General features: G+C 67.6%; 10 protein-coding genes. 8 read left to right on the top strand and 2 right to left on the bottom strand.

Features of this window, described 5'->3' with window-relative positions:
- The first annotated feature begins 92 nt into the window (after positions 1-92).
- From OG568_RS14795 to OG568_RS14780, 4 genes are all read left to right on the top strand, one after another.
- Positions 93-1,421 (top strand): class I SAM-dependent RNA methyltransferase, encoded by a 1,329-nt coding sequence (locus OG568_RS14795; protein ID WP_329531894.1) that lies wholly within the window; start codon positions 93-95, stop codon positions 1,419-1,421.
- Between the two features lie 292 nt (positions 1,422-1,713).
- Positions 1,714-1,992, top strand: a complete 279-nt coding sequence (locus OG568_RS14790) for a hypothetical protein (protein ID WP_328779982.1) — start codon at positions 1,714-1,716, stop codon at positions 1,990-1,992.
- Entirely contained in the window at positions 1,989-2,387 is a 399-nt protein-coding gene (locus OG568_RS14785; RefSeq protein WP_329531893.1) for a PIN domain-containing protein, read from the top strand. The genes OG568_RS14790 and OG568_RS14785 overlap by 4 nt, the downstream gene beginning before the upstream one ends.
- Positions 2,388-2,677: 290 nt before the next feature.
- Positions 2,678-4,069 (top strand): DUF3043 domain-containing protein, encoded by a 1,392-nt coding sequence (locus OG568_RS14780; protein ID WP_329531892.1) that lies wholly within the window; start codon positions 2,678-2,680, stop codon positions 4,067-4,069.
- A gap of 65 nt (positions 4,070-4,134) precedes the next feature.
- Here the strand turns inward: OG568_RS14780 and OG568_RS14775 are convergent, their stop codons facing one another.
- Both OG568_RS14775 and OG568_RS14770 read right to left on the bottom strand, forming a co-directional pair.
- On the bottom strand, positions 4,135-8,415 hold the full coding sequence (locus tag OG568_RS14775) for an FtsK/SpoIIIE domain-containing protein (RefSeq protein WP_329531891.1): 4,281 nt from the start codon (positions 8,413-8,415) through the stop codon (positions 4,135-4,137).
- 239 nt (positions 8,416-8,654) lie between these two features.
- Entirely contained in the window at positions 8,655-11,390 is a 2,736-nt protein-coding gene (locus OG568_RS14770; protein WP_329531890.1) for a WD40 repeat domain-containing serine/threonine protein kinase, read from the bottom strand.
- Between the two features lie 110 nt (positions 11,391-11,500).
- Between OG568_RS14770 and OG568_RS14765 the strand changes: the two genes are divergently transcribed.
- From OG568_RS14765 to OG568_RS14750, 4 genes are all read left to right on the top strand, one after another.
- Positions 11,501-11,791 carry a hypothetical protein gene (locus tag OG568_RS14765; protein WP_329531889.1) on the top strand — a complete coding sequence of 97 codons (291 nt, stop codon included), beginning with the start codon at positions 11,501-11,503 and terminating at the stop codon, positions 11,789-11,791.
- Between the two features lie 10 nt (positions 11,792-11,801).
- On the top strand, positions 11,802-12,098 hold the full coding sequence (locus tag OG568_RS14760; RefSeq protein ID WP_329531888.1) for a WXG100 family type VII secretion target: 297 nt from the start codon (positions 11,802-11,804) through the stop codon (positions 12,096-12,098).
- 19 nt (positions 12,099-12,117) lie between these two features.
- On the top strand, positions 12,118-16,500 hold the full coding sequence (locus OG568_RS14755; RefSeq protein WP_329531887.1) for a DUF6531 domain-containing protein: 4,383 nt from the start codon (positions 12,118-12,120) through the stop codon (positions 16,498-16,500).
- A 135-nt stretch (positions 16,501-16,635) separates the two neighbouring features.
- Positions 16,636-16,995 (top strand): ankyrin repeat domain-containing protein, encoded by a 360-nt coding sequence (locus OG568_RS14750; RefSeq protein WP_329531886.1) that lies wholly within the window; start codon positions 16,636-16,638, stop codon positions 16,993-16,995.
- Positions 16,996-17,185: the final 190 nt, after the last annotated feature.

Below are 17,185 nucleotides of genomic sequence, written 5' to 3'. Positions count from 1 at the left end.
AACGTCCACGTAGACTGGTGGGCTGTTGTCCGGCCGCTCGTCGTTCCGCGACCCCTTCCTTCATCCCCTTTCGCATCTGGAGTCACCCCGCCATGCAGGCAGAACCGAAGAAATCGCTGGTGGGGGAGGAGTACGAGGTCGAGATCGGCCCCGTGGCCCATGGCGGGCACTGCATCGCCCGTACGAGCGAGGGCCAGGTCCTCTTCGTCCGGCACACCCTGCCCGGGGAGCGCGTCGTCGCGCGCGTCACGGAGGGCGAGGAGGGTGCGCGCTTCCTGCGCGCGGACGCGGTGACGATCCTCTCGGCCTCCAAGGACCGCGTCGAAGCCCCCTGCCCCTATGCCGGCCCCGGCCGCTGCGGCGGCTGCGACTGGCAGCACGCCAAGCCGGGCGCGCAGCGCCGCCTCAAGGGCGAGGTCATCGCCGAGCAGCTGCAGCGACTCGCGGGCCTCACGCCCGAGGAGGCGGGCTGGGACGGCACGGTGATGCCCGCCGAGGGCGACAAGCTGCCCGCCGGCGAGGTCCCGGCCTGGCGCACGCGCGTCCAGTACGCCGTGGACCCCGATGGCAACGCCGGACTGCGCCGCCACCGCTCGCACGAGGTCGAGCCGATCGAGCACTGCATGATCGCGGCGCCGGGCGTCAGCGAACTCGGCATCGAGGAGCGCGACTGGTCCGGCATGGCCTCGGTCGACGCGATCGCCGCGACCGGTTCCCAGGACCGCATGGTCATCCTGGAGCCCCGCCCCGGCGCCCGCCTGCCCCTCGTGGAACTCGACAAGCCCGTCTCCGTGATGCGCGTCGAGGAGCACGACGGCGGCATCCACCGCGTCCACGGCCGCGCGTTCGTGCGCGAGCGCGCCGACGGCCGTACGTACCGCGTCGGCAGCGGCGGCTTCTGGCAGGTCCACCCGATGGCGGCCGACACCCTGGTCAAGGCCGTCATGCAGGGCCTGATGCCGCGCAAGGGCGAGATGGCGCTCGACCTGTACTGCGGCGTCGGCCTCTTCGCGGGCGCCCTGGCGGACCGCCTGGGCGACAAGGGCGCGGTCCTCGGCATCGAGTCGGGCAAGCGCGCGGTCGAGGACGCCCGGCACAACCTCGCCGCCTTCGACCGGGTCCGCATCGAACAGGGCAAGGTCGAGTCGGTCCTCCCGCGCACCGGCATCACCGAGGTCGACCTGATCGTCCTCGACCCGCCCCGCGCCGGCGCCGGCAAGAAGACGGTCGAACACCTCACCTCCCTGAGCGCCCGCCGCATCGCGTACGTCGCCTGCGACCCGGCGGCACTGGCCCGCGACCTCGGGTACTTCCGCGACGGCGGGTACAAGGTGCGGACGCTGCGGGCGTTCGATCTGTTTCCTATGACCTCCCACGTGGAGTGCGTGGCGATTTTGGAGCCTGCTCAGAAGGGTGCCTGACCTGCGGTTTTTGGGATCTGTCATCTGCTCGACGCGTTTCCGGGCGTGCAACGTGTGAAGGGTGACGCTGTTTGCCGGAAACAGCCTGACCTGCGGTTTCAGCAGGGGGCGATGATCCCTTCGCTAGCAGTATCAGAGCGATTCCTCCGACTGTTGACGCTCAAATGACGCACGTTCTGAAGCCCCATCACGTTGGCCCCGGCCGCGTCCACGGACGTTGCCGGGCCGACGCTTTTGGATGTGGATCCACAACCGGGTAGCGCTATGCTATTTCGAATGCCAAACTGTCCCCATGGTTGACGATGCTGACTTCCTCCCAGGAGACGGCCCCAGTAGCGGTATCTCTGTGTCCCTGACCGCCGGCACGCTGCAGGCCATCCGCGAGCGGGTGGGCAGGCGTGGAGTCTCGGCATATCTGGAGCGGGCCGCGCAGCGCCAGATCGAGCGTGACAACCTGGACGAGCTGATTGCGGACTTTGACAAGGTCCACGGCCCGGCCGATCCGGAGGCCGTGGCGGCCAAACGAGCCAAGCTCACCGGATCCCAGCCCGGGGCCGAGGCTGCCGCGTGAGTGGTGCCCTGATCCTGGACAGTGAGGGCTTGGCGAAGGCCGTCCAACGAGACCGGGACGTCCACGAGTGGCTGACGGCCGGCCGCGAGGCGGATCTCCCGGTGATCACGTCGGCTGCGGTGCTGGTCGAGGTTATCCACCCGAGGATCAACGACGCTGCCCTGAAGTGGACTCTGTCCCGCCTGCGCATCGAGCCGGTCACTCAAGCGATTGCCCAGTCTGCAGCGGCTCTCCTTCGGGCTGCGGGCGTCCATGGCCACAAGTACGCCATCGACGCCATGCTCTGCGCGACGGCCTTGGCTCATCCGGGCCGGGTGACGATTCTGACCTCCGACGTGGAAGACATCGAGATGCTTACTGTGGAGCACCCGCGAGTGGTGGCTGAGAAGGTGTGATTCGACCAGCACGCACTCCTTGGCGCTCTGGCCGACGTCGGACGCGCGGTGCGCGCCTACCTGCGTGGGGCGGAGTTCACGTGGGAAGTCCACAAGGAAGGGCTGACCCTGGGCCCGCCGGACGAGCAAGAATGCGGGTATGAAAGCGATCATCCCGAGTTGTGATGGCGCTGGTGCGAACGGCCCTGCCGTGTTAGTCGTACTGCTGGTGCGGTTTCTCAACGTCGAGGAGTTGGGCTGTGACGGGGACGGGCTCCGGGGAAGCAAGGCTGGTTGCGAGACGGTATCGGTTGACCGGGGTGCTGGGCCGAGGCGGCATGGGGGTCGTGTGGCGGGCATCCGACGAGTTGATCGGACGTACGGTCGCCGTGAAGGAGTTACGGGCCCCGCACGGTCTGTCCGGTCAGGAGCGAGAAGTCTTCAGTGAGAGGGCGCTGCGGGAGGCGCGCACCGCTGGAAGGCTTAACCACTCTGCTCTTGTAGCCATCTACGACCTCATCCCCATCACGCCGGATGACGAAGCGGCCTATATCGTCATGGAATTGGTCGAGGCACCCTCTCTGGCGCAAATCCTCGAACAGGAAGGCGCCCTGCCTGAGTGGCGCGTGGCGCGCCTTGGCCTCGGGGCGCTCGCGGCATTGAACGAGGCGCACGCCATCAGTCTGGTGCACCGCGACGTCAAGCCCAGCAACATCCTGGTCCTGCCCGGTGACAAAGCGAAACTGGTGGACTTCGGCATCGCACATGCCATCGACGACACCCGTCTCACACGCCATGGCGTAGCCGGCTCCACCGGATACATGGCTCCGGAGCTGTTCGAAGGCAATTCACCTTCGCCGGCCGCGGACCTGTGGTCACTTGGCGCGACCCTGTTCCATGCCGTGGCGGGTACCGGTCCGTTCGATCGTGCCTCCACGGCGGCCACCCTGCACGCGATCCTCTACGACGACCCGCCGTCCCTCAGCGAGTACCCGTCGCTGGGACCGCTGATCGGTGGTCTGCTCACGCGTGACAGGGAGCACCGCATGACCAGCGAACAGGCCATGGCGGCATTGCGCACCGCCGCCGACGTGGCGCCGTCCCGGCAGGGTGAGCCGGATGGCGTCACCGGGACCGTTCCCCATCAGGCCGACGCGGACAGCGACGCTTTCCGGGCGACTTGGGAGGTCCACCCCACCAGCGTCAGGCCGATGCCGCCACCGGAGCACGGCACGAACGGCCCACAAGGCCCGTTTTCCGCCCGTTCTCGCGCCTCGACCCCGGAGTCCCACCCCGCCACCGTCAGATCGCAGATGCTGCGGCAACGCCAGGCGCTGGCCGGCGGCGACGAGCGGTATCTGCCGGCCCGGGACAAGGGTCCGATCCGCCGGTTCGCCCGGGACTGGGTGGACTCGCGGGTCAACGTGGCGGAGTTCTTCCTGCCGCTCGCTGTGGTCATCCTCGTGCTGAGCGTGGTGCAGATGTCCGCGGTGCAGAACATCGCGCTGCTGCTGTGGCCGATTGTCATTGGGCTGATGGTGCTGGACGCGGCCGTGAGCGGTATCCGCCTCAAGAAGCGGCTCGAGGAGCGCTTCCCGGACGAGAACACGCACGGCGCGGTCGGCTACGCCCTGCAGCGTTCCCTGCAGATGCGCCGACTCCGGCTGCCGAGGCCGCAGGTCAAGCGCGGAGAGCAGCCCTGAGCGCGCAGACGTTTTCACCGGGTCGGGCAGCGGCTGCGGGTGCTGATCCAAAGCCGCTGTTGTGATCAGAGCAGGTGTCGGGGGGCCGTTGCCAGGTGGAGGAGGATCGGTGCCCGGCTCGAGGAGAGATATCCCCGGCCGGGTGGCGCGGCGAAGTACTGGTCCGGTTCCAGGGTGATGCTGTGCGCCACGGCGGAGGGGCGGCCGGCCGGGGTGAGCAGGAGCCGATGGCCCGTCGCCAGGATGGTGTTGATCAGGCGGGTGAGTGGGCTGGGGAAGCCGGTGAGCAGGGGGGTCGCGTCGGCACTGAGAACGAGGGCCTGGCGGCCGCGTGCGGAGAGGCGGGCGATGTCGTCCAGCAGCGTGGGCGCGTCGGCGAACCCCTGCTGGGTGGGGAGCACCGTGATGTGGTCCGCGTCGTCGAGTATCAGGGCATAGGGGCCGTCACCGAAGACCTCGGCGGCCTCGCGGAGGTCGACGTCCTTGTGGGAGATGCCGGTGAGGACGCGTACGCCCGGGTCTTCGGGAAGCAGGCCGGGAAGGGGGGAGCGGGGCGGGGCGACGGCGAGCACGCCGATGCCGGCTCGGCGTAGCGAGTGGGCGAGTGCAGCCGTCGCGGTGGTGCGGCCGGAGCCGGGCGGCCCGGAGACGAGCAGCAGATGGGCTCCCTCGATGAGGTCGATGCCCACCGCGTTGTGGTCGGGCCCGCCGATGCCGAGGGGGATCCAGGTGGGGGAGGGCGGTGGTTCGGGCAGCGGCAGTTCCTCGAGTGTGATCCGGGTGGGCAGTGCGGGGAACTCGCGGGGCAGACGGGCGGGGTCGGGGTCGGTGAAGCGGGATGATAGATCGGCGGGGAGTGCGTCCGGTCGGCAGATCTGTATGTGGCGGCCGCTCGCGGCGTCGATCGCCCGTCCGGGCAGGGCGGGCGGGCTGGTCATGCGGGAGGTCAAGTGGGCTCGGCGGGTCTCTTCCTTGGGGAAGGGGAGTAGCAGGCGGCGGGTGTAGTAGGTGGGGAGCTTGTGGTTGAGCATGTCGTGGCCCCCGAGTGGCACGATGTGCACCCCGAGCGGAGCGCCGGCCGCGATGATGCCGCGTAGCGCGGTCAGCAGTGAGGTCTCGGTGAAGGTGGGGGCGCCGTGGTCCTCGAAGTACTCCCAGCCGTCGATGACGACCACGATGCGGGGTCTGTCCGAGCCCTGGGCGGGGTCACTTGTGGACCGGCGCTGGACCTCTTCGTCCAGCCAGGCGACCAGGCGCCGGATGCGGTCGGGTTCGGCAGGGGAGAAGACACCGCCGCAGTGCGGCAGTTCGGCGAAGTCCGCGAGCCCGGCAGGGTGGTGTTCGATGACGTAGAGATGAGCCTGATCGGGCCGGAATCGGGTGACGAGGCCGTTGATGAGCGTCCGGGCGAAGATGGTGCGGCCCGACTGGGGACCGCCCGCCACCATGAGCCGGTCCGTACCCGACAGATCGAGGTACTGGGCGGGCTGGGCCTGCTCCGCGGGTTCGTCCGCCAGCCCGAAGGGCACGGCTGTGGCGGGCGGCGCGGTGGTCTGACGGCCCGCGAGTTCCTCCAGCGTCAACGTCAGGGGCAGGGGCGGCAGGAGGGGCCGGAAGGGGGCGACGAGCCCCCGGCGGCGGGCTGCTTCCTCGACGGCGGTCACCGCCAGCTCCTGGTCGGTGGGCGCCTCCACGCGTGTCAGATGTTCGGCCGGCCGTGGCGCTCCGAGCTGGTGCCACTGCAGGGTACGGACAGTGACGGGCTGCGCCGCTCCGGAGGGCGGCGGGGAGCCCAGGTATCCGGACTGGAACACCTGCGGGATGCGCGCCTCGTCGGTGGTGCACAGGATCAGGCCGCGTCCGCGCAGCGAGCCAGGGATGGCAGCGGCGTCGGGCACACCGAGAACCTCGGTGCTGTCGGCGGCCTCGTTCTGCCGCAGGCTGACGCGCAGCGAGATGTTGTTCTTCAGCTCCGGCGACAGCTTCCCCTGCAGGGACTGGGTGGCCAGAACCAGGTGCATGCCCAGCGAACGGCCCTTGGCGGCGACATTGACCAGTTCTTTGAGGAAGTCCGGTGAGGTCTCCAGGACGCGGGCGAACTCGTCGAAGACCATCACCAGGCGCGGAAGCGGCGGCAGAGCTGCGTCGGTGCGGCGCCTTTTCCAGTACCGGTCGATCTCTCCGTCGTACCGGGCGAGGAGGGACTCGCGGCGGCTGACCTCGGCGCGTACGGAGGCCAGCACCCGGGTCGCGGCGGCGTCATCGAAGATGTCGGCGGGGGTTTCCCCGGTGGATCGGATCAGGGCGACCACATGGGGGCAGTGCTGGAAGGGCAGAAAGGCGCTGCCCCCCTTGAAGTCCACGAGCACCAGGTTGAGTTCGTCGGGCCGGTTGGCCAGCAGCAACGAGGTCACCAGGGTCTGCAGCAGAATGCTCTTCCCCGCTCCGGTGGCGCCGCCGAGCATGGTGTGCGGGCCCTGACCGGCCAGATCCACGGCCACCGGGCCTGCGGCGTCCGCGCCGAGCATCACCTGGGTACGCGGTCCTTGCCCGTGCCCCCACAGGGCGAGGACGTCGTCGGCGGTGGGTCTTCCGATGCCGAGCAGATCGAGGAAGCGTGCGTAGCCGGGTACGGCGTTGCTTGACGAGCCGAGTGTGAGCCGGTCCCGCATCGGGGCGAGTGCCCGGGCGAGCGGCTCGGCGGCGCCTTCGTCGAGGGTGTGAGGCGTCACGGTGATGGCGTGTTCTTCGGGTGTGCGGGTGAGCCGGAGCGTGGTGCCGGTCATCTCGCACAGGCCGCGGCACTCGTTCATGCCGCGCCGATCGGCGCACACGAGATAGACACCGACCGACGGCCCGTCCCGCAGCACCTCGTCCATGCCGGGCAGTTCGCGCAGGGCGAGGGCTCCGTCCAGGATGACCACGACCTCGTCACCGAACCGTGTGCGGGAGTCACGGGTGCCCTGCTCGCGGCGCGCGCCGACGAGCTGCCGCAGTTCCTTCACCCGCGCGGCGCGCGTCGTGCCGGTGTTGCCGATGACGCACGGAACATCGGCCGCCGGCCCGGCGTCCACGTGCGGCAACCACCGGGTCCAGGCCAGTCCGTCGTGCCCGTCGGCCGCGATCACCACGATGCGCAGATCGGCCGGCCCGCGCAAGGCGGCCAGCTGCAATACCAGCCAATCCGTCAGCGCCTGCACCTGCCGGCGTGAACCGACCACCCCCAGCACGCCGGTGACCCGCAGGTCCAGTGTGATCGGCGCCTTGCGCAGCAACGGGGGCTCGAAGCCCTCCGACGGTTCGCCCCGCAGTTCCACGGCGGCCGCCTGATCGGCGGTTCCCACGCGCAGCACCAGCCCGTGCGGAGAGTCCGCTCTCCGGGACCACAGGTCCGGGCGAGCGCCCGTGGCCATGCTGGTGATCTTGGCCGGGTCGGGGGCCAGGAGCCGACGCACGCGCAGTTCTTCGGCGACGTGGGCGTCGATCTTCTCCTGGACGGTGGTCTTCGCCGTCGCGTACACGGCCTCGCGCTTTTCACGCTGCTTGTCCTGGTTGTTGTCCATCACCCCCCAGGCCACGAGGCCCAGTAAGGCGATGAACGCCATCTTCGGCTGGTGCATCATCATGGCCATGACCAACGCGCCGAATACCGGCAAACCCACCGCCAGCCCTGCGAGGCCCGCATTGCCCGTCGCGGTCTGCTGCACCGGCAACGTGGCCTCCGTACGAGGGATCGCCGGGGCCGGGCTGAACGCCCGGTCGAAGTCCAGCCATCCGTCCGCACTGCGGGTGGCCCGCTGGGTTCCCGTCGGCCGGGCCGTCCACTGCAGCTCGTCGGTTCCCACCTGGAGGGTCCTGCCCGGAGCGAGCGCGATCCGGCCGGTGACCCTGCGGCCGTTGATGTACGTCCCATTGGTCGAGCCCCGGTCCACTACGAAGACCCGGCCGTCCGGCGAGACCTCCAGCCGGGCGTGCTCGCGGCGGGAGATGTCCGGATCCCGCAGACACACCGCTGCCGTCGAGTTTCTCGCCACGGTATGGGTTCCGGGGCCGAGCGCCACCGTCAGCCCGGTGTCCGGGCCGGCGGTCACCCGAAGCACGCCGACCCCGTCCCCCGAGGGGAAGCGGTAAGCCGGCCCCGGCGCCCCCACGCTGATCACCGCTCCCGGCATCAACGGGCTGTCCGCCAGGCCGGCCTCGGGATCCAGCGGAATCGATCCGACGAAACACTGCCTGTCACCCACGGCCACCGGTAAGGCCGCGAGCAGCGAGGCCGTACTGCTGTCGGGACCGGCGACCACCTCGACGTCCTCAAGCGTGCCCGCGTCAGCGTCCTGAACGGTCAACCGGAGAATCATGCTCCGCCTCCCAGCTTCACCTCGTCGTCAGAAGGTACGACCAGGATGCTGCTGGGTTTGCCATCCCGGTGCACCAGCCGCCGTGCCGCCTGGGAGTCCGTCCCCACCAACGTCGCGCCCCTGTCGGAATCGCTCACCGGCCGGCGCCCGGCACGCCAGCGTGACAACAGGTTAGCCAGGAGTCGTCTGCAGTGAACCCCTGTGGAAACGTCGCGAGTTGGGGCGACCTACGGTTTGACTCCCGTCTCCCATATCCACAGGGCCGTGCCACTCCCGTAGACGAGAGTCCTTCCGATGGGGCTGAGGGCGACGGCATCGGCCGTGGAGCCGCTATCCCGGTCCAGGGTCAGTTTCCGCGCCATCTTGCCGGTATCGGTGCGCCAGATGCGGATCGTGCCGTCCGTGCTGGCGGTGGCCAGGAGTTTCGCAGTGCCCCCCAACCAGTCCATGTCGGTGATCTTGCTTTCGTGGCCGATCAGCAGGAGCCTGGACGATCCGGAACCGTCCCGTATGGAGACGGTGGAGCCCGAGATGGTGGCCCAGTTCCCGTCGCGGGCGGCTACGGGCACAGGGCGGCCGGTGACGAGATACCACCGGTGCGGCCGGTTCCCGCTGTCGAAACCGCCGAGAAACTGGCTGGTCACACTGAATTCGACCGGGAAGGCGTCGGACGTGTTCTCGCGTATCGTGGCGGTCTTCCGGCCCGATCGGACGTCCCACACCAGGATGGTGCCGTCCTCGTCCACGCTGGCAAGGGTGTGGTTGTCGGGGCTGAAGGCCAGCGACACCACCGAGGTGTCTTCGCCCACGGTCAGGGTCCTGCGCTCGGTGTGCGTGGACACGTCCCACAGCCTGATGGTGTGCTCGTCGATGTCGTCGGCGGCAGCGGCCAGCAGGCTCCCATCCGGAGTGAACCTCAGTGCCGAGATGTCGCCCGTATCTCCGGAAAGGACACCGGTGTTCTTGCGGGTACCGACGTCCCACAGTCTGATGCTGTGGTCGGTACTGCTGCTTGCCAGTGTCGCCCCGTCGGGACTGAACTCTACTTCACCGTCCCATCCGGCCTTCTCGAGCTGAACCGGCCCTCCCTCATGGTGGAAGACGTACGTGGCCACGAGAATCCCGGCAAGTGAGAGGGAGGCCAGTACCGGCCCGAGACGCCGAGGACGGTGATGCCACAGATCCTTGGAGTCCTGCTCAGACGGACATCTGACGGTGGCCTGTGGAGGTGCGGCGGCGTGGATCGATTCGTTCAGTTCGGCAGCCGGGTGATCCGCTTCCCCCAAGCTCCAGATGAAGCCGCGCCCGTCATCCGTGCGATCGACGCCGAGCACGGGGCGTCGTTTGCTCAGGGAGACATGCAGCGCGATGGCGGTCCGCCTGTCCTGGCTGGTGGTCTCGGTATGGGGCCGAGGGAGCAGGACGACTTCGTCGATGAGGTTCCACGGCACCAAAACCTTGCCGTTCGGGGGCGAAAGGAGCCTCCGCCAGGGTTCCTTCCTCCAGAACAGGGTGATGCCCTGGCTATCAAGGGCGAAGCTGCCTAACCCTGAACTGCCGACCACGGTCAGCTGCGTCACGAAGAACAGGCAACCGGCCACCACGACGACGAGGAGGAACGGAAGTTGCAACACGTCGTTGCAGAGTCTCCAGCCGGTCCACCAGCTCAGTCCGGCCAGGACGACGAGGGAGGAACGCCTGAACTGCCGCACGGCTTGCGACGGAGAGATCGCGTAGCGTTCGGTGCCCCCATCCGTCTCGTCGTCCGACCATCCAGCCGCCCGCGATCGCGCCGTTGGTCTCGGTGGCGCCGTATTCCGGACAGTGGTGGGCTGGTCTGCCCATGTGGCCGGTCCGCTGCCACCGTTGTTCCGCTGTTCCCCCTGGTGACGCAGGGCGGCAGCGGAACGGTCCGCCGGCTCGGGCTGCCTCGGTGATCCGGTGGCCGTGTCTCTGCCCGTGGTGGATGCCTGGCCCGTCGTGTCCGCTCTGGCTCTCGGTCTCCGGGCGCTGGTGAGGCGGGGGTGCACGCCGGTGGGGCGGCCCTGCCATGTGGCGGGTCGGCCGGTGGCTTCGTCCGGCCGGGGGGCCTGTCTCACTGGTTCGGGGGCCGGGTTCCGGGCTGAGGTGACGGCAGAGCGAAGACCCTCGGCCGCTTCCCCGCCGCCCAGGCGTCGGGCCGGGTCCCGGACGAGCAGGCCCTCGATCACAGGGGACAGCGAAGGATGACGGTCCAGCGGCGGTGGGTCCTCGTGGAGGACCGCTCGAATGGTGGCCGCAGTGGATCCGCGCTCGAAGGGGCTGCGGCCGGTGGCCGCGTGGTGCAGCGTGACACCGACGGACCACAGGTCGGCCGCGGGAGTGGGGGACTCACCCTCGAACAGTTCGGGGGCTATGTATCCGATGGAGCCGGCGACACCGGTGCGGGTGAGGCGGGTGTCGTCGACAGCGTGGGCGATGCCGAAGTCGACCAGCTTCACCTGGTCGTCGGCCAGGACCAGGATGTTGCTGGGCTTGACGTCCCGGTGCACCAGGCCGATCGCGTGTGCAGCGTCCAGCGCCTCCAGTAATCGGACTCCCAGACGTGCCACGCGCCGCTCGGGCAGGGCGCCATCCTGCTCCAGAACCGCTGCCAGCGAGGGTGCTTCCACGAACTCCATAACCACGTAGACCACGGCGTGCTGCGCCGTGTCCGGAATCAGGTCATGGATGGCGATCACTCCGGGATGGTGGATGCGCCCAGCGGTGCGGGCCTCGCGCAACGCCCGCTCGCCGAAGGCCGCGCGCTCTCTCTCGGAGAGCCCATGCGGGACGCGGAGTTCCTTGACCGCGACCGTGCGACCGATCAGTTCGTCGGCGGCCTGCCAGACGACGCCCATGCCGCCCCGCCCGAGCACCTCCGTCAGCCGGTAGCGCCCTGCAACCAGTCTCGGTCCGGTCTGGGAGGAGTCCGTCCCTGTCACCACCGCGCTCCTGTCGGATCGCTTACCGGTCGGCGCCCCGTACGCTAACCTGACAGCAGATTAGCCACTATTGACGCGCAGTTGAGGTCTCACGGGGGAGATCCGAGCTGATGGCTCAAAAATTCGCCTGCGATCCAGAGGAAGCGGATGTCGTCGCACGGGAGTTGACCCGCATGCGCTCGGACATAAAACTCTCGGTGCCGCACCCCTTGGCCGATGCGATGAGCACGATGACCGGCGGCCCGGTCGTACAGGCTCTCGCCGAGTTCCTCAACGCCGTCACCACAGCCCAGACCAGCCTCATCGCGTCGGTCGATACGGCCGCGGGACTTTTCGCGGGCCTGGTGGAAGGCGCGCTCGACCTCGACCAGGTCTTCGCCGGCCAGGCCATGGAGATGTGAGGAGAAACCGATGGCGGATGTCAGTGTCGGCTATGACGGCGTGCAGCAGGCGGCGTCGCGGCTGGTCAGCGGGCAGACCGAGATGAGCGAGAAGCTGCAGTCCCTCAAGAGCATGGTCGACCAGCTGGTGGCCGGCGAGTTCCGCACCCAGATGGCGTCGCCCAGGTTCCAGGAGTCGTACCAGCAGTGGACGACCGGCGCCCAGAACATGATCCAGGGCCTGGAGGGGATGGCGGGCTTCCTCAACAACGTCGTAAGCGGCCACCAGGAACTCGACACACGGCTGGCGGGCGGCGCGGGCAACTGACCGGCGGGGGCGCCTGAGCATGGAGGACTGGAGCGTTCTGGACCTGCCTCAGGACCCGGTCCCGGGCGACCCCGCCCAGATCCAGACGCTGGCGGCACGACTGCTGCGCGAGGCACAGTACGCCGAGCAGCACGCCAGCCGCCTCGGGCAGGTCGCCGCCAACAGCGCGGACCTGCGCATGCAGGGCGACTACGCGCCGCTGTTCCAGCAAAGGCTTGCCCAACTCCCGCAGCAGGCAGCCGCTCTGGGGCCGGCTCACGAGAGCTGCGGCAGGGCGCTCATCGCGTACGCGCAGACCCTTGAGCAGGCCAAGATCGAGTCCCGCGCCGCGCTGAGCCGGGGCCTGCAGGCGGACGCCCAGTACAAGGCCGCGTTACGGCAGTTCTGCACGCTCGCCCCGGGGTTTTGGTACACCGGCAACTGGCGCGAGCTCGACGAGCCGTTCGCGCTCAGGTACACCCAGTACCAACGCCCCGAGATCCGCGCAGTCGCCGCACGGGTCGGCGCCTACGCCGCCCAGGCCGAAGGGGAGCGGCAGGACGCCGCCACGATGGCCCGTCAGGTGGCGCAGGTTGCCGCCGAAGCTGAAGAGCGGTGTGCGCAGGCGATACGCGCCGCCATACCCGCGCTTGGTTCGAGTGCGGTGGCGTCCGGCCGGGGCGGTGGCGCAGCTGCCCGAACCGCAGCCCTGCTGGCCGCACGTGGGGCAGCGCGCGGCGCCGCTACGGGGTCGGCCCGATGGGCCGTCAAGTCCGCGCTCGGCGATGTGGCCAGGAAACATGAGAATAAGGTGTTCTGTGGCGACCCGGTCGACTTGGCCACCGGACGAATGGCCCTTCCGCAGACGGATCTGCGCCTGCCGGCTCGGCTCCCCCTGGTGTTCTCTCGCCACTTCGAGTCGTCCTACCGGGCCGGGCGATGGTTCGGCCCCACCTGGACCTCGACGGCGGACCAGCGGCTCGAGATCGACGCCGAGGGCGTCGTCTTCGTACGCGAGGACGGGTCGCTTCTGTCATATCCCCACCCGACTTCGGAAGCCGCCTCGCTGCCCGTCGAGGGCGACTTGTTACCGCTGACTGTTGACACCAACGGCGATTACACCGTCACCGACCCCGACACGGGCTGTAGATGGGACTTCGCGGCCCCAGGCGCCGACGGCCGCGGCATCGCACTCCTGGTGCACGTCACCGACCGCACAGGCACCCAGCGGTTGACGTTCGCCTACGACACGGACGGCGCCCCCAGCGCGATTCGGCACTCGGCCGGCTACTGCTTGAAGATCACCACGGAAGGCAAGCGCATCACCGCCCTCCACCTGGTGGGTGCGGCCGAGGACGGCAGTGACCAGGAACTGCTCCGCTTCGATTATGACGAACACGGCCACTTCTCCTCGGTAACGAACTCCTGCGGTGTCCCCACACGGTTCACCAACGACGCAATGGGCCGAATCACCGCATGGACGGACACCAACGGCTCGTCGTACCGCTACGAGTACGACGACGAGGACCGCTGCACCTACCAGACCGGCGAAGCCGGACACATGCGGAACACCTACACCTACGGTGACACGGACCCGGCGACGGGTCTCAAGGTCACAGCCGTGACCAACTCGCTCGGACACACAAGCCGGCACCTGGTCAACGACAAGCTGCAGGTGGTCACCGAGATCCGCCCGGACGGCGCCGCCACGCACACCACCTACGACCGGCTCCACCGGCCCCTCACCATCACCGACCCGCTCGGCCGCACTGTCGAATGCAGCTACGACGAGGCAGGCCGCGTGGTGGGGATCGTCCGCCCCGACGGGCGCGCGATCACCGTCGCATACAACGACCAGGGCCTGCCGGTCACGGTGACCCAACCAGATGGAACGCAACTCCACCAGGCATTCGATGACGGCGGAAACCTGACCGCAGTCACTGATGCCGTGGGGGCGACGACCCGCTACACCTACGACGGCCGCGGCGACCTCGCCTCCATCACGGACGCCCTGGGCAACACTACCCACCTCGCGTGCAATGCCGCGGGGCTGCTCATTGCCGTCACCGACCCGCTGGGAGCGATCACCCGACGCGAACGTGACGCCTTCGGCCGCATCATCACCGTCACCGACCCCTTGGGCGCCACGACGCGTCTGTCTTGGACCGTCGAAGGCAAGCTCGCCCGCCGAAACGATCCGGACGGAGCCGAAGAGACCTGGACCTATGACGGCGAAGGCAACTGCACCAGCCACATCGACCCGATCGGCGGGATCACCCGCTTCGAGTACATCCACTTCGACCTGCCCACCGCCCGCACCGGCCCCGACGGCGTGCGTTACGAGTTCGAGCACGACACCGAGCTGCAACTGCGCAGGGTCACCAACCCCCAAGGGCTGATCTGGTCGTACAAGTACGACTCAGCAGGTCACCTCACATCGGAAACCGATTTCGACGGCCGGACGCTGACCTACTCCCACGACGAAGCGGGCCAACTCACCGCCCGCACCAACGCACTCGGTCAGACCGTCACCTACACGCATGATGCACTCGGCCAGGTACTCACCAAGAACGCCGACGGAACAGTCACAACCTACGCCCACGACCCCGCAGGCCGCCTTCTGCAAGCTACCGGCACCGACGCAACCATCACCTACAGCCGAGACAGACTGGGTCGCGTCGAATCCGAGACCTGTAACGGCCGCACCATCACCTTCACATACGACTCTCTTGGCAACCGCACCAGCCGCACGACGTCCGTCGGCGCCACCAGCACGTGGACCTACGACGCGGCTGGCCGCCCCACAGCACTCACCACGGCAGAGCACACCTTCACCTTCGAACACGACGCTACGGGCCGCGAGGTCACACGCCGACTCGGCGAGACACTCACCCTGACACACACATGGGACCTGACCGGCCGACTCAGCACGCAGACCGTCACCGGCGGCCCCGACGCCCGCACGCTGCAGCACCGCGCGTACGCCTACCGCGCCGACGGCTACCTCACCGCCATCGATGACGACCTCAACGGCTCACGCACCTTCGACCTCGACACTACCGGCCGGGTGACGGCCGTCCACGCATGCGACTGGACCGAGCGGTACGCCTACGACGAAGTCGGCAACCAGACCACTGCGCAGTGGCCGTCAAGGCATTTCGGTGCGGAGGCCGCCGGCATCCGCACCTACACGGGAACTCGGATCACCCGTGCCGGCTCCATCCGTTACGAACACGATGCCCAGGGCCGCATCGTCCTTCGCCAGAAGACCCGGCTGTCCCGAAAACCCGACACCTGGCACTACGAGTGGGACGCTGAAGACCGACTCACGTCGGTAACCACCCCCGACGGTGCTGTCTGGCGCTACCTCTACGACCCCTTCGGTCGTCGCATCGAAAAACAGCGCTTGGCCGACGACGGAACCGTCCTGGAGCAGACCGAATTCACATGGGATGGCACCACCCTCGCCGAACAGACCACTACCTCTTCCGGGGCGCTGTATCCGACCACCATTACCTGGGATCACGACGGATTATACCCCCTCTCTCAGACCGAACGGATAACTCTTGCCGAGGCTCCAGGGCATGAGATAGACAAGCGCTTCTATGTCATCATTACTGACCTGGTAGGTACCCCCACTGAACTGGTTGACGACGCGGGTCACATTGCCTGGGAAAACCGTTCGACAGTCTGGGGTGCAGCTTCCTGGCCCACCCAATCGACGGCCAGCGCCCCCCTCCGTTTTCCTGGGCAATACCTAGATCCAGAAACAGGATTCCACTACAATTTCTACCGCTATTACGACCCTGAAACCGCACGCTACACCAGCCCGGACCCATTCGGTCTTGTCCCGGCCCCTAATCCATCCACCTATGTCCACAACCCGACTGGATGGGTGGACCCGCTGGGGCTCAGCGGCGTCAGGGACGGGTGCGGGAGCAGCGGAGGTGGGCGCACCTTCGGTCAAGCTGTGCAAGAGTTGCTTGCCAATCGGGCACGGGTTGCAGCGGAGAGGGTAACCGCAAGGCAGCTGATAGCGGATGCCATTGCCAACAAAGAACTTGGCAAGAACAGGGCGGGACTAGGTGGCGTTTTGCGTCTGGGAGATGGCAAGCCGGAACTGCTGAGAGCGTTCAGCGGACAAGAGAGAGGTCCTGGGCGAAAGGGATGGGTTCCCGATGTGGGGAGTCCCGGGAACCCTGCTCGTTATGTTGCAACGCCTACAGGTAAGAATGCGCGCGACAACGATACCGAATATAAGATGCTCACACATATCGCCAACCAACTGGGTGCCCCGTCGCATGTTAGTGGAAGTCTTACTCTTTTCTCCACGCAGGCGGCATGTCTCTCGTGCACGCATGTCATCGGGCGATTTGCGCAAGAATTCCCGAACATTCACTTAAATTATGGATCGGGTATTTAGCCCGACGAGGTTGGCGGCGCGGGCTCGGGGTAGCGTGTGAAGTGGCTATTCAAAGCATCATGGGATGCGGTATCATTTATCCCGTCTGGCGTGAAAAAGGAATCGGGTCTGTAGGTCTAAGTGAAGGAGTTTGATGTGGGTGACGAATCTCCTGTTGAGTCAGTACTTATCGAGGGTGATGAATGGACGCCTGTGCACAAAGAAGTGGAGAGTAGTGATTACGAAGCGTTGGCCATGTTCCTGGATGCTGGTGTCGACCCGAATGAGATGTGTTTCGGGCATACGCTACTTACTCACGCCATTGACGTGGAAGGTGACGGACACTTGCAATCAGGTTATCCGCTGAATACTGCTGCGACGGCGATTCTTTTGGCCTATGGGGCGGACCCTGAATTGCCAGCTGCTGATGGTGAAACACCGATGCAGATAGCGAAACATTATCGTCACGAACCGGCGCAACGATTGCTCCAGCGGTTCCTGGATATCAAAACGTAGGCGAGTGTAATTTGACCGCCCTGGCACCGACGTCCAGCGCTCGTCGGCGCTGCCGGGCCAGTAGACCTCGCGGGGCTCCTCGCTGGCACCGGTTCCATCGGTCGGCTGCGGGCCGAACCGGGTCCCGGGGGTTCGGCTGTCGTGACAGCAACCCTGCGCTGGTGGCGCGCGTGCGCGCTGTGCTGGGCAT

Origin of the sequence: Streptomyces sp. NBC_01450 (assembly GCF_036227505.1) — a bacterium.
Lineage (GTDB): Bacteria > Actinomycetota > Actinomycetes > Streptomycetales > Streptomycetaceae > Streptomyces.
The sequence above is the reverse complement of the archived record's forward strand: the minus strand, read 5'-3'. Positions and strand labels throughout refer to the sequence as shown.